This is a genomic window from Magnetospirillum moscoviense, from assembly GCF_001650635.1.
In the GTDB taxonomy this organism is placed as follows: Bacteria; Pseudomonadota; Alphaproteobacteria; order Rhodospirillales; family Magnetospirillaceae; genus Magnetospirillum; species Magnetospirillum moscoviense.
Genome location: NZ_LWQU01000152.1, coordinates 1 through 24,879, shown reverse-complemented (window position 1 = coordinate 24,879; position 24,879 = coordinate 1). Strand labels below are relative to the sequence as shown.

The window sequence follows — 24,879 nt, the reverse complement described above, 5'->3', positions numbered from 1 at the left end:
TGTAGACTATGCTGCGTCAGACCAAGGAGAAGCCGATGGCCCGGCGCCGAGCATCGGAAGTGATCGTCGATCCCAACGTCATGGGCGGAATTCCGGTGATTCGCGGGACCCGCGTGCCGGCGCATCTGATCGGGCGGCTGGCGGCGCAAGGGGCAAGCGCGCTGGAGATTCTGGAAACCTATCCCTATCTGACGCTGGGTGACGTCAACGCGGCGTTGGATTACGCCCGGTCTCATCCCGAGGCGGCCTTATAAGCCGCCATGCTTCGTCTGCTGCTCGACGAATGCCTCAGTCCGACGCTGGTCGCCCGCGCCCAGGCGCGCGGTGTCGATGCGACCCATGTGCGGTTTCTGGGGAAGGCGGGCTATCAGGATTACAATCTGATCGACATTATTTTGGCCGGCGAATATTGCTTCGTCACCAACAATGCCCGCGATTTCCTGAAATTGTTCGCCGAGGTCGAATGGCATGACGGGCTGGTGATCATCCTGCCGCAGACCCGCCTGGCCGAACAGATCGTTTTGTTCGAGGCGGCCCTGGACTTTGTCGGCGGTTTAGACCACACCATCAACCGGGTGGTCGAGGTCCATTCGGCCACCGACATCCGCCTGTCGAACCTGCCTCCTGACGAGCTCCGCTAATGCCCCACCGCCGCCGCATCTGGGCTGGATCGCCCTATCCGCTGGGAGCCACCTGGGACGGCAACGGCGTCAATTTCGCGCTGTTCTCGGCCAATGCCACCAAGGTCGATCTGTGCCTGTTCGACGCGCACGGCCGCGAGGTCGAGCGGATCACCCTGCCCGAATATACCGACGAGGTGTGGCACGGCTATCTGCCCGACGCCCGGCCGGGCCTGTTGTACGGCTACCGGGTGCATGGCCCCTATGATCCCCATCGCGGCCACCGCTTCAACGCCGACAAGCTGCTGATCGACCCTTACGCCAAGGCGCTGACCGGCTCGCTGATCTGGTCGGACACCCATTTCGCCTTCCGCCTGGGCTCGAGCAAGCTGGACCTAGCCATGGACCGGCGCGACAATGCGCGTTTCATGCCCAAATGCAAGGTGCTCGACACCGCCTTCACCTGGGGCGCCGACCGCCGGCCCGACACCGCCTGGTCCGACAGCGTGGTCTACGAGTTGCATGTGCGCGGCTTCACCATGAAGCATCCGCAGGTGCCGCCGGCGGTGCGCGGCACCTTCCTGGGGATGGCCCACCCGGCGGTGATCGACCATCTGGTCAAGCTGGGGGTGACGGCGGTGGAGTTGCTGCCGGTCCAGGCCGGCGTGGATGAACGCCACCTGGTGGAAAAGGGCCTGCGCAATTACTGGGGCTACAACCCCATCACCTATTTCGCCGCCGAGCCGCGCTATTACGGTGCCAATCCGCACGGCGACTTCAAGACGATGATCGGCCGCCTGCACGAGGCCGGCATCGAGGTGATCCTGGACGTCGTCTACAACCACACCGCCGAGGGCAACCATCTGGGGCCGACCCTGTCCTACAAGGGCATCGACAATGCCAGCTACTACCGGCTGGTTCCCGGTGCCGAGCGGTGGTACGAGAATTATTCCGGCTGCGGCAACACCCTGCAGTTGTCCCATCCGCGCGTGCTGCAGATGGTGATGGATTCCTTGCGCTATTGGGTCGAGGAAATGCATGTCGATGGCTTCCGCTTCGACCTGGCCGCCTCGCTGGCGCGCGAGAAATCGGGCTTCGACGGCGGCTCGGGTTTTCTGGACGCGGTGCGCCAGGACCCGGTGCTGTCGCGGGTCAAACTGATCGCCGAGCCATGGGACATCGGCGGCGACGGCTATCGCCTGGGCGGCTTCCCGCCGGGCTGGTCGGAATGGAACGGCCGCTACCGCGACACCGTGCGCCGGTTCTGGCGCGGCGACGGCGGCATCATCGGCGACATGGCATCAAGGCTGACCGGCTCGTCCGACATGTTCGGCTGGGGCGGGCGCCGACCGTGGGCGTCGTTGAACTTCGTCACCTGCCACGACGGCTTCACCATGGCCGACCTGGTGACCTATGAGAAGAAGCAGAACGTCGCCAACGGCGAGGACAACCGCGACGGCACCGACGCCAATTATTCCTGGAACTGCGGCGCCGAGGGCCCGACCGACAGCCCGGCGATCAATTCGCTGCGGGCGCGCCAGATCCGCAACATGCTGGCGACGCTGCTGCTGTCGCAAGGGGTGCCGATGCTGCTGGCCGGTGACGAGTTCGGCCGCAGCCAGGGCGGCAACAACAACGCCTATTGCCAGGACAACGATGTCGGCTGGGTCGATTGGGGCAAGGTGGACGAGGACTTGCTGGCCTTCGTCCAGGGGCTGATGAAGCTCCGGCGCGAGCATCCGGTGTTCCGGCGGCCGCATTTCTTCAAGGGCGACCGGGTGGCGGGCGGCAAGCTCAAGGACATCACCTGGGTCACCCCCGAAGGGACCGAGATGACCAATGCCGACTGGACGGCGCCGTTCGCCCGTTCGCTGGGTTTCGTGCTGGGCGGCGAATCCTGCGTTGTCGATTCGCGGGCCGGCCGGTTGGATGCAGACGAGACCTACATGGTGCTGATGAACGCCTATACCGAAATCCTGTTCTACACCTTGCCGCCGCAGATGGGCGACAGCTGGGAAGTGTTGATGGATACCGCGCGGCCCGGGCGGGTTGGGCCGGAAGAAGTGTGCCAAGGTGGCAGCCGGTTCCCGGTCAAACCGCATTCGCTGGCCGTTCTGCGGCGTCGGGAAGGGGGAACGCCATGAGCGAGACCGAAATGCTGGACCGGTTGGCCAGATTCGCCGGGATCGAGGACGGCTGGTGGGATTTCTACGGCCAGTGGCGGGTGGTGCCGGCCTCGACCAAGCGGGCCTTCCTGGCCGCCATGGGGCTGGACGCCGCCGACGAATCCCAGGCGGCGGCCACCTTGGCCCAGCTCGAGGACCGTCCGTGGCGCCGCTGGCTGGAGCCGGTGGCCCTGTTCACCGCGGGCCAGGCCGATCCGTTCGTGACGCTGACCGTGCCGGCCGACCTGGACAAGGTGACGGCGGGCTGGACCTTGACCGAGGAAATGGGGGTGGGCCATTCGGCCTTCGTCACCATCGACACCCAGGAATGGATCGATGAACGGTGGGTGGATGGCGAACTGGTCAAGCGCTGGAAGCTGCGCCTGCCGGAATTGCCGCCGCCCGGCTATCACCGCCTGAGCGTCGAGATCGGCACCGAGACGGCCGAGATGGCGGTGATCGTCGCCCCGGCCAAGGGCCATGTGCCGCCCGAGGTGGCCGGGGGCGCGCGGGCCTGGGGCCTGGCGACGCAGATCTATGCGCTTCGCACCGGCAGCGACTGGGGTGTCGGCCATTACGGCGCCCTGGCCGAACTGGGGCAAATGGCCGGCCGGCTGGGGGCCAAGACCATCGGTGTCAACCCCTTGCACGCCTTGTTCCCCAATTGCGCCGAGCGCTACAGCCCCTATGCGCCGTCGTCGCGGCGTTTTCTCAACGTCACCTATCTCGACATCGAGGCCATCCCGGAATTCCGCCATTGTCGCGAGGCCAAGCGCACCTTCGCCTCGCCGGGGTTCCAGGCGACGCTGGCCCGGGTCAAGGGCTATCCGCTGGTCGATTATGCCGAGGTCGCCCGGGTCCAGCGCCCGGTGCTCGAAGCGCTTTACGCCTGGTTCTGCTCGGAACATCTGGCAGAGAACGACGAGCGTGCCCAAGCCTTTCGCGCCTTCCAGCAGACAGGCGGCGCGGCCCTTGCCCAGTTCGCCACCTTCGAGGCCCTGCACGAGCGCTTCCTGAAGGACGGAAACGGCTGGTGGCGCCACTGGCCCGAGGAATTCCGCCACCCCGCCAATCCGGCCGTCGCCCGCTTCGCCGCCGACAATAGCGAACGCGTCCAGTTCTATGCCTGGCTGCAATTCGAGGCCGACCGCCAGCTGGGCGCCGCCCACCAGGCGGCGCGCGACGCCGGGGCGACCATCGGGCTTTATCGCGATCTGGGCGTCGGCATCGCCGGTGACGGCGCCGATTCGTGGGGCGACCAGGATTTGTTGGCGCTGGGCCTGTCGGTCGGCGCGCCGCCCGACCCGCTGGCGCTGAAAGGGCAGGATTGGGGGTTGCTGCCGTTCAATCCCATCGCACTGAGGGAAGCCGCCTATCGGCCCTTCGCCGAAATCCTGGCCGCCAACATGCGCCATGCAGGCGCGTTGCGGCTGGATCACGCCATGCTGCTGCAGAGACTTTACTGGGTGCCGCCGGGGGTGGATGCCGACCAGGGCGCCTATGTCCGCTATCCGGTCGATGACCTGTTCCGGCTGGTGGCCCTGGAATCGGCGCGCAACCGCTGCCTGGTGATCGGCGAGGATCTGGGCACCGTGCCCGACGGTTTCCGCGAACGCATGGATGCGGCCTCGCTGTTCGCCTATCGGGTGATGGTGTTCGAGAAGACCGACGGCCGCTTCAAGCGTCCCGACGAGTTCTCGCCCCAGGCCCTGGCGATTTTCGCCACCCACGACCTGCCCAGCATCCTGGGCTGGTGGAACGAGGCCGACATCAAGGCCCGCGCCCGCCTGAACCTCTATCCCCGCGACGGCATGGCGGCCGAGGAACAAGATGCCCGCGCAGCCGACCGCCGCCTGATGGTCGAGGCCCTGGCGGGGCAAGGCCTGCTGCCGCCCGACTTTCCCACCTCCGGTCCGCTGGATGCCGCCCAGGGACAGGCCCTGACCGCCGCCGGCCACCATTATCTGGCCCGGTCCAGCGCCGCCCTGATGATGGTCCAGATCGAGGACGTCCTGGCCGAGGACAGCCAGATGAACCTGCCGGGTACCGTCGATCAGCATCCCAACTGGCGCCGGCGCTTCGCCCTGGACGTCGCCGGTTTGGACGGTGACGCCCGGATGAAAGCCCTCGGGAATTTGCGGCCATCACCGAAAGTTCCTTGACAGCAGGGTAGGGGCAGGCCACTCCATTTCTTTGGGATTGCTTTAGGCGGGAAGGGCAGATCATGCGCCGTATTGGGCCACCGGTCGTCAAGCTCCTCGACGACGACGTCGAGAGCATCAAATACTCGCTCGCCAGCCACCTGCTGTATTCGGTGGGCAAGGAGCCGATCAACGCCACCGCGCGCGATTGGTTCATGGCGGCCGCCTATGCCGTACGCGACCGCGTCACCGAACGCTGGATGCCGACACTGAACCGCTATTACGAGCAGGATCAGAAGCGCGTCTATTACATGAGCATGGAATTCCTGATCGGCCGCACGCTGACCAACGCCATGATCAGTCTGGGCATCTACGATCAGGTCAAGGAAGCCATCGGCCAATTGGGCCTGGATTTCGACGAAGTGGTCGGCTGGGAAGTGGAAGCGGCGCTGGGCAATGGCGGCCTGGGCCGTCTGGCCGCCTGCCTGCTGGATTCGATGGCGGCCCTCAACATCGCCGGCTTCGGCTATGGCATCCGCTACGATTACGGCATGTTCACCCAGCATGTCGAACATGGCTGGCAGGTGGAAAGCCCGGAAAACTGGCTGCGCTACGGCAATCCATGGGAATTCGCCCGGCCCGGCGTGATCTATCCGGTCCGTTTCGGCGGCCGGGTCATCCATTACAAGGACGTGATGGGCCATACCCGCGCCCAATGGATGGACGCCGAAGAGGTCATGGCCATGGCCTATGACGTGCCGATCCCTGGCCATGGCGGGCGGACCGTCAACAATCTGCGCCTGTGGTCGGCCAAGTCGACCCGCGAGTTCGATCTGAAATATTTCAACGCCGGCAATTACATCGAGGCGGTGCGCGACAAGAACGAGTCCGAGACCCTGTCCAAGGTGCTCTACCCGTCCGACATGACCGAGCGGGGCAAGGAACTGCGCTTCAAGCAGGAATATTTCTTCGTCGCCGCCTCGATCCAGGACATCCTGGCCCGTTTCCGCAAGTCGCACGACAATTGGGACATGCTGCCCGAGCGGGTCGCCATCCAATTGAACGACACCCATCCGGCCATGGTGGTGGCCGAACTGCAGCGCGTGCTGGTCGACGAACACCAGCTGGATTGGCACCGCGCCTGGAGCCTGACCCGGCGTTGCTGCGCCTATACTAATCACACGCTCATGTCGGAAGCCTTGGAGACCTGGCCGGTCGATCTGTTCGGCCGCATCCTGCCCCGGCACCTGGAAATCGTCTATCAGATCAATCACGAATTCCTGCAGGAAGTCCGCCATCGCCATCCGGGCGATTCCGAGCTGCTGCGCCGCGTCTCGGTGGTGGCCGAGGGTGACGAGCGCCGCATCCGCATGGCCCATCTGGCGGTGGTCGGAAGCCACAAGGTCAACGGCGTCGCCGCCATCCATACCGGCCTGATGAAAAGCACGATCTTTTCCGACTTCGACCATCTCAGCCCGGGCAAGATCACCAACAAGACCAACGGCGTCACCCCCAGGCGCTGGCTGCTGGGGGCCAATCCCAGCCTGGCCAAGCTGATCACCGGCGCCATCGGCGACAACTGGGTCACCCATCTGCACGAGCTGAAGAAGCTGGAACCCTTCGCCGCCGACAAGGGGTTCAGGGCCGAGTTCGCCGCCGTCAAGCGCGCCAACAAGGAACATCTGACCGACGTCATCGGCCAGCGTCTGGGCATCGACCTGACCGCCGATTCGCTGTTCGACGTGCAGATCAAGCGTATCCACGAATACAAGCGCCAACTGCTGAACCTGTTGCACGTCATCAGCCGTTACAACCGCATCCGCTCGAACCCGATGATCGATCTGGTGCCGCGCACCATCATCATCGGCGGCAAGGCGGCGCCGGGCTATGCCCTGGCCAAGCTGATCATCAAGCTGGTGAACGACGTCGCCGACGTGGTCAACAACGACCCTCTGGTCGGCGACAAGCTGAAGGTGGTGTTCGTTCCCAATTACAACGTCTCGACCGCCGAGCTGGTGATGCCGGCGGCGGAATTGTCGGAACAGATCTCGACCGCCGGCACCGAGGCCTCGGGCACCGGCAACATGAAGATGAGCATGAACGGCGCCCTGACCATCGGCACCTGGGACGGTGCCAATGTCGAGATATGCGAGGAAGTGGGCGAGGAAAACATGTTCCTGTTCGGCCTGACCGCCCAGGAAGTGGCCCGTATTCGCATCGATGGCTATGACCCGGTCCCGGCGATCAATGCCAATGAATGCCTGAAGAAGGCCATCGAGCTGATTTCGTCGGGCTATTTCTCGCCCGACCAGCCCGACCGGTTCCAGGGGATCGTCGATGTGCTGACCCATGGCGACCATTACCTGCTGACCGCCGACTTCCCGCTTTATCTGGCGGCGCAGGAGCGGGTCGACCAACTGTACCGCGACACCGACGAATGGAACCGCCGGGCGATCTTGAACGTCGCCCGCATGGGCAAGTTCTCGTCGGACCGCACCGTGGCCGAATATGCCCGCGAGATCTGGAACGTAAAGGTCGAGTAGGGTTCAGTCGGTCCCGGCCATCAACTCTGCCACCGCCCTTTCGGCCGCGCCGCCGTCGGCCAGGGCGGCGGTCACGCCGGCCCGGTCCTCGGGCGGGCGGTTCTGGCTAAGCTTCCATTTGCCTTCCAGCCGTTCGATCCGCAGGCGAAAGCCGACGATGGCCGCCAATTGCGCGTCGATGAAATCCGGCGGCGCGTCCTCGATCCGCCACGGGGTGGGCCGCCCGGCCTCGTGGAGCTCGGACAGCCGGGCGACGATGGCGCGCTTGGCGGCGGCATCCTCGATCAGTTCCAGCCGGCCGTGGGCGTGCACGGCGACATAGTTCCAGGTCGGCACCGCCTTGCCGGTGGCCTGCTTGCTGGGATACCAGCCGGGCGAGACATAGGCATCCGGCCCGCTGAACACCGCCAATGCCCGGATCGCCTCGGTCCGTGGACGGGCTTGCGGATTGGCGCGGGCGAGATGCCCGACAAGGGTCCCATAAGGGCCGTCCTCGGCATCCAGAAGCACCGGAACGTGGTTGGCATCCAGGGTGTCGCCATCCGAGACCACGATGACGGCCAGTCGCGACCGTCGGATGAAATCGTGTTGAACGGTCAGGTCGTCCTGGCGGAACGGGGCGGGGGTGTACATGGCTTGGCCTTCTTGACTGCGTCTCGACATTGCCTCACCGGTGGCGTCGCGATCAAGCCCAACCCCAACCCCATTGACGCCTTGCATGCAATGGCCCACTCTGCGCGCCATGAGCGAGGCGACACGAACCCTTTCGCCGCAAGAGCGTCTTGACTGGCTGCGCCTGATCCGCAGCGAGAATGTCGGGCCGCGCACCTTCATCCGCCTGCTGGAACGGTTCGGCTCGGCTTCGGCCGCGCTGGCGGCCCTGCCCGAACTGGCCAAGCGCGGCGGCCGGGCCCGACCCATCATCATCTGCCCCAAGGATGTCGCCGAGCGCGAGATGGAGGCCGCCCTGGCCCTGGGCTGCACCGTGCTGGCCGCCTGCGAACCCGGCTATCCGCGCTATCTGGCCGCCATCGACGATGGTCCGCCGATCCTTTATGCCCGGGGCAACGCCTCGCTTCTGACCCGGCCGATGGTGGCGATGGTCGGCGCCCGCAACGCCTCGGTCAACGGCCGCAGCTTGACCCGGCGCATGGCGGCCGAACTGGCCGGCGACGGGCTGGTGGTGGCGTCGGGGCTGGCGCGCGGCATCGACACCGCCGCCCACGAAGGCGCGCTGTCGGGCGGCACCGTGGCGGTGATGGCCGGCGGCATCGACGTGGTCTATCCGCCGGAAAACGCCCGGCTTTACGACGACATCGTCGCCATGGGCTGCGCGGTGTCGGAAATGCCGCCCGGCACCCAGCCCCAGGCCAGCCATTTTCCCCGGCGCAACCGCATCGTCTCGGGCCTGTCCTTAGGCGTGGTGGTGGTCGAGGCCTCGTTGAAATCGGGGTCGCTGATCACGGCGCGCATGGCCGCCGACCAGGGCCGCGAGGTGTTCGCCGTTCCGGGGCATCCCATGGACCCGCGCGCCCAGGGTCCCAACGACCTGATCCGCCATGGCGCCACCCTGACCGAAGGGACCGCCGACGTGCTGGCGGTCTTGAACGACATGCTGCGCCGGCCGCTGGCCGAGGGTCGCAAGGTGTCGTTCGCCGCCATTCCCTCGGCGATTCCCGACGAATCCGAGCTGGCGCACGCCCGGAATCTTTTGCTGGAAAGCTTGGGTCCTTCTCCGGTGACGGTTGACTTGCTGATCCGCGAGTGCCAATTGTCTGCTTCCGTGGTGTCCCTGGTCCTGCTCGAACTCGAGCTGGCCGGTCGCCTGGAGCGCCTGCCTGGAAATCAGGTGGCGCTGCTGGCTGGCATCTGAAGCATTTTCTCGTACCTGATCGGGGCCGGATGAAGGTCGTCGTCGTCGAATCGCCTGCCAAGGCCAAGACCATCAACAAGTATCTCGGCCCTGATTTCCAGGTCCTGGCTTCTTACGGCCATATCCGCGATCTGCCGGCCAAGGACGGCAGCGTGCGCCCCGATGACGGCTTCGCCATGGATTGGGTGGCCGACGGCAAGTCGGAACGCCAGATCAAGGAAATCGCCGCCGCCGTCAAGAAGGCCGACAAACTGTTTCTGGCCACCGACCCGGATCGCGAGGGCGAGGCGATTTCGTGGCATGTCCGCCAGGTGCTGGAAGAAAAGGGCGCCCTGAAGGGCAAGGACGTCAAGCGCGTGGTGTTCAACGAGATCACCAAGACCGCCGTCCTGGACGCCATGAAGAATCCCAGGGACATCCACCAGGATCTGGTCGATGCCTATCTGGCGCGCCGCGCCCTGGATTATCTGGTCGGCTTCACCTTGTCGCCGGTTCTGTGGCGCAAGCTGCCGGGCTCGCGTTCGGCCGGCCGCGTGCAGTCGGTGGCGCTCAGGCTGATCTGCGAGCGCGAGACCGAGATCGAGCGCTTCAAGACCCAGGAATATTGGTCGGTGGCGGTGGATTTCCTGACCGCCAAGGGCCAGGCCCTGACCGCCAACCTGACCCATCTGAACGGGGCCAAGCTCGACAAGTTCTCGCTGGGCGACGAGGCGGCGGCCCAGTCGGCCAAGCTGGCCATCGAGTCCGACCGTTTCCAGATCGACAAGGTCGAGCGCAAGAAGGCCAAGCGCAACCCCTATGCGCCCTTCACCACCTCGACCCTGCAGCAGGAAGCCAGCCGCAAGCTGCATTTGGGCGCCAGCCGCACCATGCAATTGGCCCAGCGCCTGTATGAAGGCGTCGATATCGGCGGCGAGACCGTCGGTCTGATCACCTATATGCGTACCGACGGCGTGCAGATGGCCGCCGAGGCGATCGCGGCGGCCCGCGACCTGATCGGCAAGGATTTCGGCAAGGCCTATGTGCCGGCCTCGCCCCGGCTTTACAAGGCCAAGGCCAAGAACGCCCAGGAAGCGCACGAATGTATCCGTCCGACCGACATGTTCCGCCGGCCCGATCAGGTGGCGAAGTATCTCGACCGTGACCAGCTGCGCCTGTACGAACTGATCTGGAAGCGCACCGTCGCCAGCCAGATGGCCGCGGCCGAGCTGGATCAGGTGGCGGTGGACATCGCCGGCGAGGGCAAGAAGACCGTGCTTCGCGCCACCGGATCGGTGGTGGTGTTCGAGGGCTTCTTGAAGGTCTACCGCGAGGATCGCGACGACGCGCCCGCCAGCCCCGACGAGGACGAGTCCGAGCGGCTGCTGCCCGACGTGTCCGAAGGCGAGGCGATGAGCCGCCAGAAGGTCACTCCCGAACAGCATTTCACCCAGCCGCCGCCGCGCTATTCCGAAGCCAGCCTGGTCAAGCGCCTGGAGGAGCTGGGCATCGGTCGGCCCTCGACCTATGCCTCGATCCTGACGGTGCTGCAGGAACGCAATTACGTCCGTCTGGACCAGCGTCGGTTCATCCCGGAAGATCGCGGCCGCCTGGTCACCGCCTTCCTGGAAAGCTATTTCGGCCGCTATGTCGAATATAATTTCACCGCCGATCTGGAAAATCAGTTGGACGAGGTGTCCGACGGCAAGATCGACTGGCGCAAGGTGCTCGAGGCGTTCTGGCGCGACTTCCTGGGCGCCGTCGAGGGCACCAAGGAACTGCGCGTCTCGGAAGTCATCGAGACGCTGGACCGCGAATTGGGGCCGCACTTCTTCCCCGAACAGCCGGGCGGCCACGATCCGCGCCTGTGCCCGGGCTGCAATTCCGGTCGGCTGTCGTTGAAGCTGGGCAAGTTCGGCGCCTTCATCGGCTGTTCCAGCTATCCCGAATGCCGCTTCACCCGACCGCTGACCGTGGGCACCGACGGCGACGGCGCGCCCGAGGGCGGCGACACCACCCGCGAACTGGGTACCGACCCGGCCACCGGCGAGATCATCACCCTGCGCAAGGGTCCTTATGGCTGGTACGCCCAGCGCGGCGACGGAGCCAAGCCCAAGCGGGTGTCGCTCTATAAGGGGCTGGAACCGGCCGATGTCGGCCTGGAGATCGGCCTGAAGCTTCTGGATCTGCCGCGTCCGGTCGGCACCCACCCCGAGACCGGCAAGGCTATCGCCGCCGGTGTCGGCCGTTTCGGTCCCTATCTGCTGCATGACGGCGTCTACAAGTCGCTGACCAAGGACGACGACGTGCTGACAATCGGCATGAACCGCGCCATGGAACTGTTGTCCCAGGCGCGCGGCAAGGCCGCCGGCCCGTTGCGCACCCTGGGCGAGCATGACGGCAAGCCGGTGACGGTGCATGAAGGGCGCTATGGCCCCTATGTCAGCCGCGACGGCATCCACGCCACCTTGCCCAAGGGAACCGATCCGCTGACGGTGACGCTGGAAGCGGCATTGCCGTTGATCGCCGCCAAGGCGGCCAAGGCGCCGGCCAAGAAGACAGGCCGCAAGGCCAAGGCCGCCGCGCCCAAGGCCGAGACCGCCCCGGCGAAGAAGGCCCCAGCCAAGAAGGCCCCGGCCAAGAAAGCCGCCGCCAAGAAGACCCCGGCCAAGAAGTCCGCCAAGGTCTAGCCCGAGTGTCTTGTCGGTCCCGATACCTTGGTCTATTATACCAAAGGGTGTCGGGGCCAGCCTAGCTCACAGGGGCGCGAATGGTCGTGTCAATGGACAGGAATGGCGTGTTGCCAGGGTTTGCCCGGCTTCTTGGCGTCGTCGTGCTGCTCAATCTGCTGGTGTTCGGCCTGGTCGGCATGGTTCTGAGCTGGAACCACCAGCATGAACGCACCAAGGCGATTCTGATCGCCGACAATTACGGCCGGGTTCTCGAAGAGAACATGGCCCGGTTCATCGAAAAGGTCGATCTGACCTTGCTGGCGGTGATCGACGAGATTCACCGCCAGGAAGTGGCCGGTGGCATCGACCGCGCCGCGCTCGACCACTTTCTCGCCCGTCACGATGCCCGCCTGCCCGAGGCTTTGGGCCTTAGGGTCATCGATTCCAACGGCATCGTCGTCCATGCGGTGACCAATGCCGGCCCCAACCCCCGCATCAGCATCGCCGACCGCGAGCATTTCATCACCCCCCGCGACCATCCGGAACAAGGCCTTTACATTTCGTCGCCCATCGTCGGGCGGCTGGTCTCGGCGCCGATGATCATCCTGGCCCGCCCACGACTGCCGGTGAACGGCAAGTTCGCCGGCACCGTCCACGTCGCTTTGACCGTCGAATCGCTTGCGCGGATGTTCGCGTCGATCGACATCGGCGAGAATGGCAGTGTCGGGCTGTGGAACGATCGCTTGACGTTGGTGGCGCGACACTCGCCGCTGAGCGGGCCGACCAGCGGGATCAACACGCCGTCTCAGGCCCTGCGTGATCTGGTCGCGACCAACGCCCCGCCGCAATATTACGAGACGGTGTCGGGGGTCGATGGCCTGACGCGCATCTTCTTCTACCGCAAAGTGGCCCATTGGCCGCTTCACCTGGTCGTCGGCGTTTCGTCCAAGGACTATCTGGCCGGCTGGCGCCGCGAGGCCAACTATCTGGTCGGTCTGGCGATCGTCTTCCTGGTGGCGTCGGTGGGGGCCAGCCTGGTCATCCAGCGCACCATGATGGAGCTGGTGCGTTCGCGGATCGACGCCGATGAAGCCCGGCGTCGCAGCGACCTGGTACTGGCCTCGGTGGGCGACGGCATTTGCGGCATCGACCTGGACGGCAAGGTCACCTTCATCAACGCCGGCGCCCGGCGGATGCTGGGCTGGGCCGACGATTTCGGGATCGGCCAAGTCCTGCACGAGCAGACCCACCATCACCACGCCGACGGCACCCCTTACCTGATCGAGGATTGTCCCATCCGACAGGTGATGGACCACAAGAGCGGCAGTCTGGTGCTGCGCGTCGAGGACGAGGTCTATTGGCGCGCCGACGGCAGTAATTTTCCCGTCGAATATTCCACCGCGCCGTTGATCGAGCGGGGCCGAATCGTCGGCGCGGTCAACATTTTCCGCGACATCAGCGAACGCCGCGCCGCCCAGGCGATGATGGAATGGAACCTTGCCACCACCGAAGCGCTGGCCAATTGCTTGCGCCATTCCCTGGGCGGGCGGTCCTTGGCCGAGGTGCTGGATGCGGCGTTGGCCGAGTTGCTGGATTTGCCCTGGCTGTCGCTCGAGGCGCGCGGCGCGGTGTTCGTCCGTGACGGCGGATGGTTGACGATGGTCGCCCAACGCAATCTGCCCGATCAAATCTGCCAAGGTTGCCAACGCGTCGCCATCGGCCAATGCCTGTGCGGCACGGCGGCGACCGGATCTGTGGTGTTCGCCGATCACGTCGACCATCGGCACACCTTCGGTTTCGACGGCATGGACGATCACGGCCATTATTGCGTGCCGATTCAAGCCGAAGGCAGGGTGCTGGGGGTGTTGAACACCTATGTCGCCCCTGGACATCGCCAAGACGCCAAGGAACAGCGCTTCCTCGAGATGTTCGCCGACACCCTGGCCGGTATTATCATGCGCAAGCGGGCCGAGCAGACCTTGCAGGAAAGCGAGGCCCTGGCCAAGGCATTGATGAACGCCACCATCGACGCAGCCATGCTGTTCGACCGCGACGGCAACCTGCTGGCGGTCAACGAATCCCTGGCCGCCAGATTCGGCAAGGCCCCAAAGGACCTGATCGGAACCAACTTCTTCGCGCTGTTGCCGCAATCCCTGGCGGATTCGCGTCGGCAGCTTCTGGACCAGGTGTGGACCAGCGGCCAGCCGCAGCACGTCATTGACGAGCGGCAGGGAAGAATCTTCGACAATCGGATCCATCCGGTCGCCGACGATCGTGGCAAGGTGCGTCAGGTCGCCGTGTTTTCCCGCGATATCACCGAACAACGCTCGGCCGCCCGCGCCATCGAGAAGGCCATGGACGATCTAGCCCGGTCCAATGCCGAGCTTGAACAATTCGCCTATGTCGCCAGCCACGATTTGCGCCAGCCCTTGCGGATGATCAGCAGCTATCTGGCCCTGGTCGAACGCAAGTTGGGCCCCGACCTGCCGGCCGACATCAGGGATTTCCTGAATTTCGCCGTCGGCGGCGCCAAGCGAATGGATGCGCTGATCCTGGCCCTGTTGGAATATTCCCGCGTCGGGCGTGGCGACGGCAAGCTCCAGCCGATCAGTCTGGCCGCGCCCTTGGCCGACGCCATGGAAAATCTGGCGCCGGCCATCAACGAAGGCCAGGCGCGGATCGCGCTCCCCGATCGGCCTGCCGAAGTGGCTGGCGACCATATCGAGCTGACGCGGCTGTTCCAGAACCTGATCGGCAACGCCATCAAGTATCGCTCACCCGATCGGGCGCCGGTCATCGATGTGGCGTGGGAAGAGGTCGGCGACGGCTTCTGGCAGGTCAGTGTCGCCGATAACGGCATGGGCATTGCCGCCGAAGACCGCGAGCGGGCGTTTTGGATCTTCCAGCGTCTGGTGCAAAACGACACCGTCGAGGGAACCGGCATTGGGCTGGCGGTCTGCCGCAAGATCGTCCAGCACCATGGCGGCAGGATCTGGATCGAATCGACGCCCGGCCAGGGCAGCACCTTCCTGTTCACGCTGCCCGCCGCGACGGTCAGGCCACCTGAGCAGGCGGGCTGACCACCGACAGCAGGGTGCGGCCGATCGCCTTGGCCAGGCCGTTCAGCCGCTCGAGCTCGCTATAGGGGATGGAATCGGGCGCGCCGTCCAGGCGGTGGGCCAACTCGCGCAGCTCGGCCACCGGGGCGACATGGGCCTCGGCCGGACTGTTCTTCATGCGCCGGATCAGATCCTCGGCCACCGACAGCAACTTGTTGGTGAACGGCATCAGGTTGACCGCGTTACTGGAGATGCCGTCGCGAATGGTGGCGTGGACGTGGTCGGCCAGCCAGTTGATCTGCACCGCATGGCGCTCGATCTTGATGCGGTTCAACAAGGCCGCCTGCTCGCGGATCAGCAATTCCATCCGCGTGCCGTCGATTCCGTTCTCGGCGCGCAGGCGCAACGGGTTGGGGACCTCGATCATCGGGGCCTGGTGGGTCCCGAAGGCGCGCGCCTGGTTGCGGCGGTCGGGGCCGGTATAATCGTGGGTGACCACGAACGGCTTGCGGCGGTGATACAGTCTGCGAATGCGCGCCAGCAACTGGTCGTCGGTGCCGGAAACGATGACCTGGCGCACGCGGGCCGGGGCCCGGTTGCCCAGCAGCGTGATGGCCAGCGGGAACGGATTGGGACCCAGGCGCTGATTGCGGTTTTCCGAGATCAGGAATCCGACGTCGTTGCCTTCCAATTCGGCCGCCGAGATCAGAAGATCGACGCTGTCATGGGCCAGCAGATCATGGACCCTGATGTAGCTTGCGGTTTCGGTGATGGCACGAAACCCCGCCGCCGTCAGCGCCGCGCGCAGGCCGATGCGGATGTTGGGATTGGGCTCCGCCAGGACCAGTCGGACATTCTCGAAGGATTGGGACAAGCTTTGGGCGCCCAGTCTTCATTTCCGTCAAAACATACCTGAAGCGGGGACATCACGTCACTTGACCAAAAGCCATGGCAGGCATACGTCGGCCGCTTGCAGCCCCACGCGAGCCGCCCTATAGTTCGGCCTCATGACCGACCAACGCTTTCCGCATCGCCATCTCCTCGGCATCCAGGGCCTGGGGCCGCAGGAGATCACCGCCATCCTGGATCTGGCCGACGGCTATGTCGATCAGAACCGGTCCGTCGACAAGCGCAAGAACCTGTTGCGCGGCCGCACCCTGGTCAATCTGTTCTTCGAGAACTCGACCCGGACGCGGACCAGCTTCGAGCTGGCCGGCAAGCGCCTGGGCGCCGACGTCATCAACATGCAGACCCAGGCCAGCTCGGTCGCCAAGGGCGAGACCTTGATCGACACGGCGATGACCCTGAACGCCATGCATCTGGACGCGCTGGTGGTCCGTCACCCTGATTCCGGCGCGGTCAAGCTGTTGTCGGAAAAGGTCAATTGCGCGGTGATCAATGGCGGTGACGGCAGCCACGAGCACCCGACCCAGGCGCTGCTGGACGCGCTGACCATCCGCCGCCACAAGGGCCGGCTGGCCGGGCTGACGGTGGCCATCTGCGGCGACGTGGTGCATTCCCGGGTGGCGCGTTCGAACATCTATCTGTTGAACACCATGGGCGCCCAGGTCCGTCTGATCGGGCCGAAGACCCTGATGCCGGCGGCGGTCGATCGCATGGGGGTCGATGTCTATCACGACATGCGCAAGGGGCTGGACGGCGTCGATGTGGTGATGATGCTGCGCATCCAGAACGAGCGGATGAAGGGCAACTTCATCCCGTCGATCCGCGAATATTTCCACTTCTTCGGCCTGGACCGCGAGAAGCTGGCCATGGCCAAGCCCGACGCGGTGATCATGCATCCCGGCCCGATGAATCGCGGTGTCGAGATCGATTCCGACGTCGCCGACGATGTCGAGCGCTCGCTGATCCGCGAGCAGGTCGAAATGGGCGTGGCGGTGCGCATGGCCTGCCTCGACCTGTTGACCCGCAACATTCCCAATCAGGTGGCCGTGTGATGTCGAAGCCTGCGCCTGCCGGCCTGGTGGCCTATGTCAACGCCCGCCTGCTCGATCCCGCGTCCGGCCTGGACCGGCCCGGCGCCCTTCTGACCAATGGCGAGACCATCGCCGATGTCGGCCCCGGCCTGTTCCAGGGCGGCGTGCCGGCGGGCATCGAGGTGGTCGATTGCGGCGGCCATTGCCTGGCGCCCGGCCTGATCGACATGCGGGTGCAATTGCGCGAGCCCGGCGAGGAACACAAGGAAACCCTGCGTTCGGCCGGCGAGGCGGCGGTGGCCGGCGGGGTGACCGCCATGGTGTGCCTGCCCAACACCGACCCGGTCATCGACGAGGTGGCGACGGTGGAATTCGTCGCCCGCCGCGCCCGCAAGATCGGCCTGGCCAAGGTCTATCCCTATGCCGCCGCCACCAAGGGGCTGGAAGGCAAGGAACTGGCCGAGATGGGCTTCCTGATGGAAGCCGGCGCCCTGGCCTTCACCGACGGGGTCAAGGCCATCGGCGATTCCCAGACCATGCGCCGGGCGCTTTCCTATGCCGCCACCTTCGGCGCCCTGATCGTCCAGCACCCGGAAGATCCGTCGCTGGCCTCGGGCGGCGCGATGAATGCCGGCGAACTGGCCACCCGCATGGGCCTGTCGGGCATCCCGGCGGCGGCCGAGGCGATCATGCTGGAACGCGACATGCGCCTGGTGGCGATGACCGGTGGGCGTTATCACGCCGCCCACGTCTCGACCGCCGACGGCGTCGCCATCATCAGGAAGGCCAAGGCCGCCGGCCTGCCGGTCACCTGCGACACCGCGCCGCCTTATTTCGCCCTGAACGAGCTGGCGGTGAAGGATTACCGCACCTTCGCCAAGCTTTCGCCGCCCCTGCGCTCGGAAGACGATCGCCGCGCCGTGGTCGAGGGCCTGAAGGACGGCACCATCGACGCCATCGCCTCGGACCACGCGCCGCAGGACGCCGATTCCAAGCGCCAGCCCTTCGCCCAGGCCGAGTTCGGCGGCGTCGGGCTGGAAACCCTGCTGCCGATCACCCTGGAACTGGTGCATGACGGCCATCTGGGCCTGCTGGACGCCTTGCGTCGGGTGACCTCGGGGCCGGCCGACATCCTGGGCCTGGCCGGCGGCCGCCTGAAGGTCGGCGCCGCCGCCGATCTGGTGCTGTTCGACCCCGCGCGCGGCTGGAAGATCGAACCCGACCGCTTCCGCTCGAAATCGAAAAACTCGCCGTTCGACGCCCGTCCGGTGCAGGGATTGGTGCTCCGCACCATCGTCGATGGCCGCACGGTGTTTCGCCGTGACGTTTGATCTGGCCCTCGCCGCGCTGGGCGGCTATCTGCTGGGCTCGATCCCGTTCGGGCTGGTGCTGACCATGGCCGCCGGGCTGGGCGACATCCGCGCCATCGGCTCGGGCAATATCGGCGCCACCAACGTCTTGCGCACCGGCCGCAAGGGCCTGGCCCTGGCCACCTTGCTGCTGGACGGCGGCAAGGGCGCCATCGCCGCCCTGACCGCCCTGTATCTGGCCGGCGAGCAGGCCCTGCTGGTGGCCGGTTTCGCGGCCGTGCTGGGCCACAATTTCCCGATTTGGCTGGGCTTCAAGGGCGGCAAGGGGGTGGCGACCACGTTGGGCACCTTGATCGCCGCCTCGCCGTTCGCAGGCCTGGGCGCCTGCCTGGTATGGCTGGTGGTCGCGCGCATCTTCAAGATTTCGTCGCTGTCGGCCCTGGTGGCCTTGGCCGCCGCGCCGGTGATGGCCTATTTCCTGTCGGGGCCGGAACATGCGGCCATGGCCGCCGGTCTGGCGGTGCTGGGCTTCATCCGCCACCACGCCAATATCCGCCGCCTGCTGAAGGGCGACGAACCTAGGATCGGCCAGAAGAAGGGCTGACGCGGCCAAACATCAGCATCGGCACGCCGGCCAGGGTGACCAGGGCGGCCATCAGCAGCGCCGGCATCCAGCCGCCCCAATCGGCCAGGAAGGCGGCGGCGACCGGCCCGATCATCTGTCCGACCGAAAAGGCCGCCGTCAGCATTCCCATCGCCCGGGCCGGGTGCGCGGGCGCGATGGCCCGGCCGAAGGCCATGGCCATGCCGGCGATGCCTAAGAACGTGCCGCCATACAGCAAGGCCGAGACCATGGCGCCGATGGCGCTGTCGGTGACCGCCAGCAGGCCGGCCCCGGCCGCCATCAGCAGATGGGCGAAGATCAGGGCCAGGCGGAAGCCGAAACGGGCGGCGAACAGCGCCCAGGCGGCGGAAGACGGCATCGCCGCCAGTCCGACCACCACCCACGACAGATTGGCGATGGATTCCAGTCCCGGGGTGGCGCGGACCACCACCACCAGGAAGGTGCCGGTGACGATATAGGCCAGCCCGGCGCAAAAATAGGCCGCCGACAGCCAGCCCAGCGAGAAGGGGGCCGGTGCCGGATGGCTGGTCCCGGCGGCGCCGCTGCCGTGGACGTGGCGCAATCCCCAGGCCGAGGCCGCCGACAGCACGCCGCACAAGGCGCCTGCGGTCAGCCAGGCGGCATTGTCGCCGCCCCATCCGCCGGCCCAGGCGATCACCGAACCGGACAGGATGATGCCCAGCCCGACGCCCGAGAAATGCACGCCGGTCAGCCGTGCCGCCCCCAGGCCGGCCAGGGCCGGCACCACCAGGGCGGCGCCCAGCACGAACACCAGCGCCGAGGCGATGCCGGCCACCAGTCGGATCAGGTTCCACACCCATTCGGCCGAGGTCAGTGACATGGCCGCCAGCGATGCCGCCACCACCACCAGGCTGGCGGTGAAGGCCAGATGGCGGCCGCGATCGGTGGCGATCAGCCCGGCCCACACCGCCCCGGCCAGATAGCCCAGATTGTTGGACGCCGCCAGCCAGCCGGCCGACTGGGTGTCCAGCCCGTGGGCGGCCTGCATCAAGGGCAGGATCGGGGTGAAGGCGAAGCGCCCCAGTCCCAGGGCCACGGCGCAGGCGCTCAATCCGCCGATCAGCAGGCGTGTCTTTGGGGTCACGGGCGAACGGGCCTTAAAGTTGCGCCGACAGCATAGCACACCCCTTGCGCCGACCGCATGGCTGCCCTTCCGCATCAGATTTGCCTTCCGGCCGACTGAAGTGTTACACTTTAGTATTAGCCTATTAAGTGCAGGCGACCTCCATGCGCGACCCCCACGCGCCTCCGATCAGGCTGTTGCTGGTGGAAGACAATCCCGGCGACGCCCGATTGATTGAAACGCTGCTGGCCGAATATGGCGGCTTCGAGATCACTTGGCGCAATTCCTTGGCGTCGGCAAAGGCATGGTTGGCGGAAAACGGCGTCGATGTCGTGCTGCTGGACCTGTCCTTGCCCGACGGTACCGGCATGGCGACCGTCGATGCGATGCGCGCCGCCGCCCCCGACGTTCCGCTGATCGTCAATACCGGCCTGAACGACGAAGAGGTCGGCATGAAGGCGGTCAAGCATGGCTGCCAGGATTACCTGATCAAGGGGTCGTGCGACGCCCAACTGATCGGGCGGACCATCCTTTACGCCATCGAGCGCAAGGCCATCGAGCGCGAGCGCCTGCAGGCGACGGCGCAGATGAAGAAAGTGCTGCTGCAGACGGTGCGGGCGGTGTCGCTGACGCTGGAAATCCGCGATCCCTATACCGCCGGCCACCAGCGCCGGGTGGCGCAATTGGCGGTAGCGATCGGGCAGAAGCTGGGCCTGGCCGAGCATGTCATCGAGGGGCTGCACACCGGCGCCCTGATCCACGATCTGGGCAAGATCAACGTGCCGTCGGACTTCCTGACCCGGCCGGGTGCCTTGTCGGCGGCGGCCTTCGACGTGGTGCGCTCGCATGCCGAGGTGGGTGCCGAGATCGTCGACGGCATCGATTTCCCCTGGCCGGTGGCGCAGATGATCCGCCAGCACCACGAACGCATCGACGGCACCGGCTATCCCGCCGGGCTGAAGGGCGATGCCATCATCCCCGAGGCTCGCATCCTGGCCGTCGCCGACGTGGTCGAGGCCATCAGCAGCCACCGACCCTATCGCCCGTCCTTAGGGATCGACGCGGCGCTGGCGGAAATCACCCGCTTCGCCGGGTCTAAATACGATCCGGAAGTGGTGGCGGCCTGCGTCGCGGTGATCGCCGCCAACGGCAATCAGGTCTTCTGCGACGATGATCCGCCGATGCCGCCGGGGCTGTAGAAGTAAAAAAGTGTAACCACAGAGGCACAGAGGCACAGAGGAAAAAGAAAAAATAAATTAGATTTTCTATTTTTTCCTTCTCTGTGCCTCTGTGCCTCTGTGCCTCTGTGCCTCTGTGCCTCTGTGGTTAAATCTTTTCCATTTTCCTTCGTCATGGCCGGGTCAGGCCTGGCAATGACCGGGCGGGGCGCTTGGTCTCGCCTCGTTTTGTCTATCGACCAGCGGCATTCCCGCCCATTCCCCTTTGCCGTCCTGCCGCCGCCGCTGCCATCATCGGCAGCCGAACGCGGGAGAATGTGATGGCAGAATCACCAGAAGAGAGAGTTCTCTGGGCTGCCAGCCAAGGCAAAGTGGTAACGTTGGATGTGGGCGAGACCATCCCGGCTGCCCTGGTGGTCGAACTGGCCTGCAAGCCGGAGGGCGATGAATCTGTCCACCCCAAGGGGGTGCAGATTCGCGGCGCCACCATCATCGGTGAACTCGATTTCGAGGATCGCACCCTGACCCGTCCGTTGTGGCTGAGCGAATGCACCATCGCCGACGGCATCAACCTACGCGGCGCCCGCGCCAAGGTGTTGGGGTTCCAGGATTGCCCAAAAATTGGCGGTATCGAGGCAGGAGAGTTGCGTGTCGATCGCTCGCTGTTGCTGCGCCGCTCGACGGTCAAGGGACGGGTGTACCTGATTGGCGCCGATATTGGCGGCAGCCTGGAATGCTCCGGCTCTTACCTCGACGGCGGTGACGAGCCAGCTCTGCGAGCAGATATGCTGAAGGTTGCTGGCGCAATCTTTCTACGGAATGGCTTTCGAGCCAATGGGGCTTTGGTCCTGGATCGCGCACATGTCGGCGCACTGAACGATTCCCCGGATTGTTGGCCGACCCAGAAGGGCGGGCTTGAACTCAACGGTTTCACCTATGGCGCGCTCGCCGCCCATTGTGGGTTGGACTCCGATTCCAGGCTGCGCTGGCTGCATTTGCAGCCAAAGCTTAACTATTTCGACCCCCAGCCTTACGAACAACTGGCCAAGGTGATGAAGGCGCAGGGGCACAATGCCGACGCCCGTGCCGTGCTGATCGCCAAGGAACGCGACCGCCGGCCCTTCCTGCAGTGGCACAAACGGGTCCTCAGCGTTTTGTTCGACGTATTGGTCGGATACGGCTACCGGCCGTGGCTGGCGGCGGTGTGGATGGCGGTCTTCATTGCCGGTGGGGCGTTGGCGGTCGCCCAAGCGGACCATCTGGGCCACATGGTGCCGGCCAAGGAGCGGGTCTATATGGACAAGGCCTATGTCGCCGATCGTGTGCTGCCGGCGGAATACCCCCATCTGCAGCCGGTCGTCTATTCGCTGGACGTTTTCCTGCCCTTCGTCGATCTGCAGCAGGAAGATTACTGGATGCCGACCGACCAACGGGGGCAAGCCCGAGTGTTCGGGCGGGGCATGATGCTGTGGCGCTGGCTGCACATCGCCTTCGGCTGGGCCTTGTCGGCCTTGTTCGTCGCCGGCATCACCGGTCTGATCAAGAAGGAATAGTCGCCTCGGGTCCTCATCCCTTTTGCCTCTCGCACTTCTTCGTGTAGGATGCCCGCCGCAGAAATATCCACAGTTTCCAGAGAGGTTTGAATGTCGGTTCCGGCTCCCCTGATGCAAGGTAAGAAGGGTCTGATCATGGGCGTCGCCAACGACCGCTCGATCGCGTGGGGCATCGCCCAGGCGGCCCGGGCCCAGGGCGCCGAGCTGGCCTTCACCTATCAGGGCGACGCCCTGGAAAAGCGCGTCCGTCCGCTGGCCGAGCAGGTCGGCTCCGACATCGTGTTGCCCTGCGACGTCTCGGACGAAGCCTCGATCGACGCCGTGTTCGACGCCTTGCAGGCCAAGTGGGGCAAGCTGGACTTCGTCGTCCACGCCATCGGCTATTCCGACAAGGACCAGCTGCGTGGCCGCTATGCCGACACCACCTTGGAAAACTTCACCAAGACCATGCATATCTCGGTGTTCTCGTTCACGTCCGTCGCGCGGCGCGCCTCGGCGATGATGCCCGATGGTGGCTCGCTGCTGACGCTGACCTATTACGGCGCCGAGCGGGTGATGCCGCATTACAACGTCATGGGTGTCGCCAAGGCGGCGCTGGAAGCTTCCGTGCGCTATCTGTCGGTCGATCTGGGCAAGCAGAACATTCGCGTCAACTCGCTGTCGGCCGGCCCCATCAAGACCTTGGCCGCCTCAGGCATCGGCGATTTCCGCTACATCCTGAAGTGGAACGAGTATAACAGCCCCCTGAAGCGCAACGTCACCCTGGAAGATATCGGCGGCTCGGGCCTTTACCTGCTGTCGGACCTGTCGTCGGGCGTGTCGGGCGAGTGCCACCATGTCGATTGCGGCTATCACGTCGTCGGCATGAAGGCGGTCGACGCCCCCGACATCACCGTCGCCAAGGATTGAGGCCAAGGTGTCGGGCAACGGCTTCGGCCACACCTTCCGCTTTACCACCTTCGGGGAAAGCCACGGCCCCGCCATCGGATGCGTGATCGATGGCGTGCCGCCGCGGCTGCCCTTGGCGGAAGCCGACATCCAGCCGTGGCTGGATGCCCGTAAGCCCGGCCAGAACCGTTTCACCACCCAGCGCCAGGAAGCGGATCAGGTCCGCATCCTGTCCGGCGTGTTCGAGGGAGTCACCACCGGCACCTCGATCGGGCTGCTGATCGAGAATACCGACCAGCGCTCGAAGGATTACGGCGACATCAAGGACACCTTCCGGCCCGGCCATGCCGACTGGGTCTATGAGCAGAAATACGGACTGCGCGATTATCGCGGCGGCGGGCGATCCAGTGCCCGCGAAACCGCCATGCGGGTGGCGGCCGGCGCGGTGGCCCGGGTCATCCTGGATCATCTGGCGCCGGGCATCATGATTCGCGGCGCCATGGTGCAGATGGGGCCGCACGCCATCGACCCCGACAAGTGGGATTGGGATCAGCGGACCGAGAACCCGTTCTGGTGCCCGGACAGCGAAGCGGCCAAGGGGTGGGAGGCCTTCCTGGACGGTGTGCGCAAGTCGGGCTCGTCCACAGGCGGGGTGGTCGAGGTGGTGGCCTCGGGCGTGCCGGCCGGGTTGGGGGCTCCGGTCTATGACAAGCTGGATGCCGATCTGGCCAAGGCGATGATGAGCATCAACGCCGTCAAGGGCGTCGAGATCGGTGCCGGCTTCCTGGCGGCGTCCCTGTCGGGCCAGGACAATGCCGACGAGATGCGCATGGGCGCCGATGGGCGGGTGCGTTTCCTGTCCAACAATGCCGGCGGTATCCTGGGCGGCATCTCGACCGGGCAGGATGTGGTGGTGCGGATCGCCGTCAAGCCGACCAGTTCGATCCTGATCCCGACCAAAAGCGTCGATCGCCACGGCAACGAGATCGAGGTGATCACCAAGGGCCGCCACGACCCCTGCGTCGCCATCCGCGCCGTGCCGGTGGCCGAGGCGATGATGGCCGTCACCCTGGCCGATCACCTGCTGCGCCACCGCGCGCAGTGCGGCTGAAAAGAATCTGGCGCAGTGCGGTTAAGTAACTGGGGCAAAAGTCCGGGCGCCCCTTGGCGCACGGCTCACATTTGATTGAATCCCTGACGGGTTCATGATTCTGTTGGGCATGGCCAAGCCGGCGCTCAATGTTGAAGCATT

Annotated in this window: 18 protein-coding genes; 15 read left to right on the top strand and 3 right to left on the bottom strand. The window is 65.5% G+C overall.

Features of this window, described 5'->3' with window-relative positions; translation table 11 throughout:
- Positions 1-8: 8 nt before the first annotated feature.
- The 5 genes from A6A05_RS13215 to A6A05_RS13195 all read left to right on the top strand — a co-directional run bounded on the left by A6A05_RS13215 (position 9) and on the right by A6A05_RS13195 (position 7,469).
- Positions 9-254, top strand: a complete 246-nt coding sequence (locus tag A6A05_RS13215; RefSeq protein WP_216635800.1) for a DUF433 domain-containing protein — start codon at positions 9-11, stop codon at positions 252-254.
- A gap of 6 nt (positions 255-260) precedes the next feature.
- Entirely contained in the window at positions 261-641 is a 381-nt protein-coding gene (locus A6A05_RS13210) for a DUF5615 family PIN-like protein (protein ID WP_068501912.1), read from the top strand.
- Positions 641-2,764 carry a glycogen debranching protein GlgX gene (gene glgX, locus A6A05_RS13205; protein WP_068501910.1) on the top strand — a complete coding sequence of 708 codons (2,124 nt, stop codon included), beginning with the start codon at positions 641-643 and terminating at the stop codon, positions 2,762-2,764. Before A6A05_RS13210 ends, glgX begins: the two co-directional genes overlap by 1 nt.
- Entirely contained in the window at positions 2,761-4,947 is a 2,187-nt protein-coding gene (malQ, locus tag A6A05_RS13200; protein ID WP_068501907.1) for a 4-alpha-glucanotransferase, read from the top strand. The genes glgX and malQ overlap by 4 nt, the downstream gene beginning before the upstream one ends.
- A 62-nt stretch (positions 4,948-5,009) precedes the next feature.
- A complete protein-coding gene (locus A6A05_RS13195) occupies positions 5,010-7,469 on the top strand; it encodes a glycogen/starch/alpha-glucan phosphorylase (protein ID WP_068501904.1) in 2,460 nt (819 codons plus the stop codon).
- A 3-nt stretch (positions 7,470-7,472) separates the two neighbouring features.
- Here the strand turns inward: A6A05_RS13195 and A6A05_RS13190 are convergent, their stop codons facing one another.
- Positions 7,473-8,102, bottom strand: coding sequence for an FMN-binding negative transcriptional regulator (locus A6A05_RS13190; RefSeq protein WP_068501899.1), 630 nt, complete (start codon positions 8,100-8,102; stop codon positions 7,473-7,475).
- Between the two features lie 85 nt (positions 8,103-8,187).
- Between A6A05_RS13190 and dprA the strand changes: the two genes are divergently transcribed.
- The 3 genes from dprA (at position 8,188) to A6A05_RS13175 (ending at position 15,073) form a co-directional block, all read left to right on the top strand.
- Positions 8,188-9,342: a DNA-processing protein DprA gene (dprA, locus tag A6A05_RS13185; protein ID WP_245644296.1), complete on the top strand. Its 1,155-nt coding sequence runs from the start codon at positions 8,188-8,190 to the stop codon at positions 9,340-9,342.
- A gap of 29 nt (positions 9,343-9,371) precedes the next feature.
- Positions 9,372-12,011 (top strand): type I DNA topoisomerase, encoded by a 2,640-nt coding sequence (gene topA, locus A6A05_RS13180; protein ID WP_068501893.1) that lies wholly within the window; start codon positions 9,372-9,374, stop codon positions 12,009-12,011.
- 107 nt (positions 12,012-12,118) lie between these two features.
- Positions 12,119-15,073 (top strand): PAS domain-containing protein, encoded by a 2,955-nt coding sequence (locus tag A6A05_RS13175; RefSeq protein ID WP_216635799.1) that lies wholly within the window; start codon positions 12,119-12,121, stop codon positions 15,071-15,073.
- Here the strand turns inward: A6A05_RS13175 and A6A05_RS13170 are convergent.
- Positions 15,048-15,926, bottom strand: a complete 879-nt coding sequence (locus A6A05_RS13170; protein ID WP_068501885.1) for an ANTAR domain-containing protein — start codon at positions 15,924-15,926, stop codon at positions 15,048-15,050. The two genes, A6A05_RS13175 and A6A05_RS13170, sit on opposite strands and share 26 nt — an antisense overlap.
- Before the next feature lie 133 nt (positions 15,927-16,059).
- Between A6A05_RS13170 and A6A05_RS13165 the strand changes: the two genes are divergently transcribed.
- From A6A05_RS13165 to plsY, 3 genes are read left to right on the top strand one after another with little or no spacing between them, the layout of a single operon-like run.
- Positions 16,060-17,010 (top strand): aspartate carbamoyltransferase catalytic subunit, encoded by a 951-nt coding sequence (locus tag A6A05_RS13165; RefSeq protein WP_068501882.1) that lies wholly within the window; start codon positions 16,060-16,062, stop codon positions 17,008-17,010.
- Positions 17,010-18,320: a dihydroorotase gene (locus tag A6A05_RS13160; protein WP_068501878.1), complete on the top strand. Its 1,311-nt coding sequence runs from the start codon at positions 17,010-17,012 to the stop codon at positions 18,318-18,320. Before A6A05_RS13165 ends, A6A05_RS13160 begins: the two co-directional genes overlap by 1 nt.
- Positions 18,289-18,903: a glycerol-3-phosphate 1-O-acyltransferase PlsY gene (gene plsY, locus A6A05_RS13155; RefSeq protein WP_068501875.1), complete on the top strand. Its 615-nt coding sequence runs from the start codon at positions 18,289-18,291 to the stop codon at positions 18,901-18,903. Before A6A05_RS13160 ends, plsY begins: the two co-directional genes overlap by 32 nt.
- Here the strand turns inward: plsY and A6A05_RS13150 are convergent.
- A complete protein-coding gene (locus A6A05_RS13150) occupies positions 18,878-20,029 on the bottom strand; it encodes a YbfB/YjiJ family MFS transporter (RefSeq protein WP_068501873.1) in 1,152 nt (383 codons plus the stop codon). The genes plsY and A6A05_RS13150 overlap by 26 nt on opposite strands.
- Before the next feature lie 143 nt (positions 20,030-20,172).
- On the opposite strand from A6A05_RS13150, the gene A6A05_RS13145 reads away from it, so the two are divergent.
- The 4 genes from A6A05_RS13145 to aroC all read left to right on the top strand — a co-directional run bounded on the left by A6A05_RS13145 (position 20,173) and on the right by aroC (position 24,738).
- Positions 20,173-21,207, top strand: coding sequence for an HD domain-containing phosphohydrolase (locus A6A05_RS13145; protein WP_068501870.1), 1,035 nt, complete (start codon positions 20,173-20,175; stop codon positions 21,205-21,207).
- Between the two features lie 191 nt (positions 21,208-21,398).
- Complete coding sequence (locus A6A05_RS13140; protein WP_156521052.1) at positions 21,399-22,739, top strand: hypothetical protein; 1,341 nt, start codon at positions 21,399-21,401, stop codon at positions 22,737-22,739.
- A gap of 90 nt (positions 22,740-22,829) precedes the next feature.
- The gene (gene fabI / locus A6A05_RS13135; protein WP_068501864.1) at positions 22,830-23,648 is read left to right on the top strand and encodes an enoyl-ACP reductase FabI; all 819 of its coding nucleotides are present in this window, start codon (positions 22,830-22,832) and stop codon (positions 23,646-23,648) included.
- A 7-nt stretch (positions 23,649-23,655) separates the two neighbouring features.
- Positions 23,656-24,738 (top strand): chorismate synthase, encoded by a 1,083-nt coding sequence (aroC, locus tag A6A05_RS13130; protein WP_068501861.1) that lies wholly within the window; start codon positions 23,656-23,658, stop codon positions 24,736-24,738.
- Positions 24,739-24,879 lie beyond the last annotated feature (141 nt).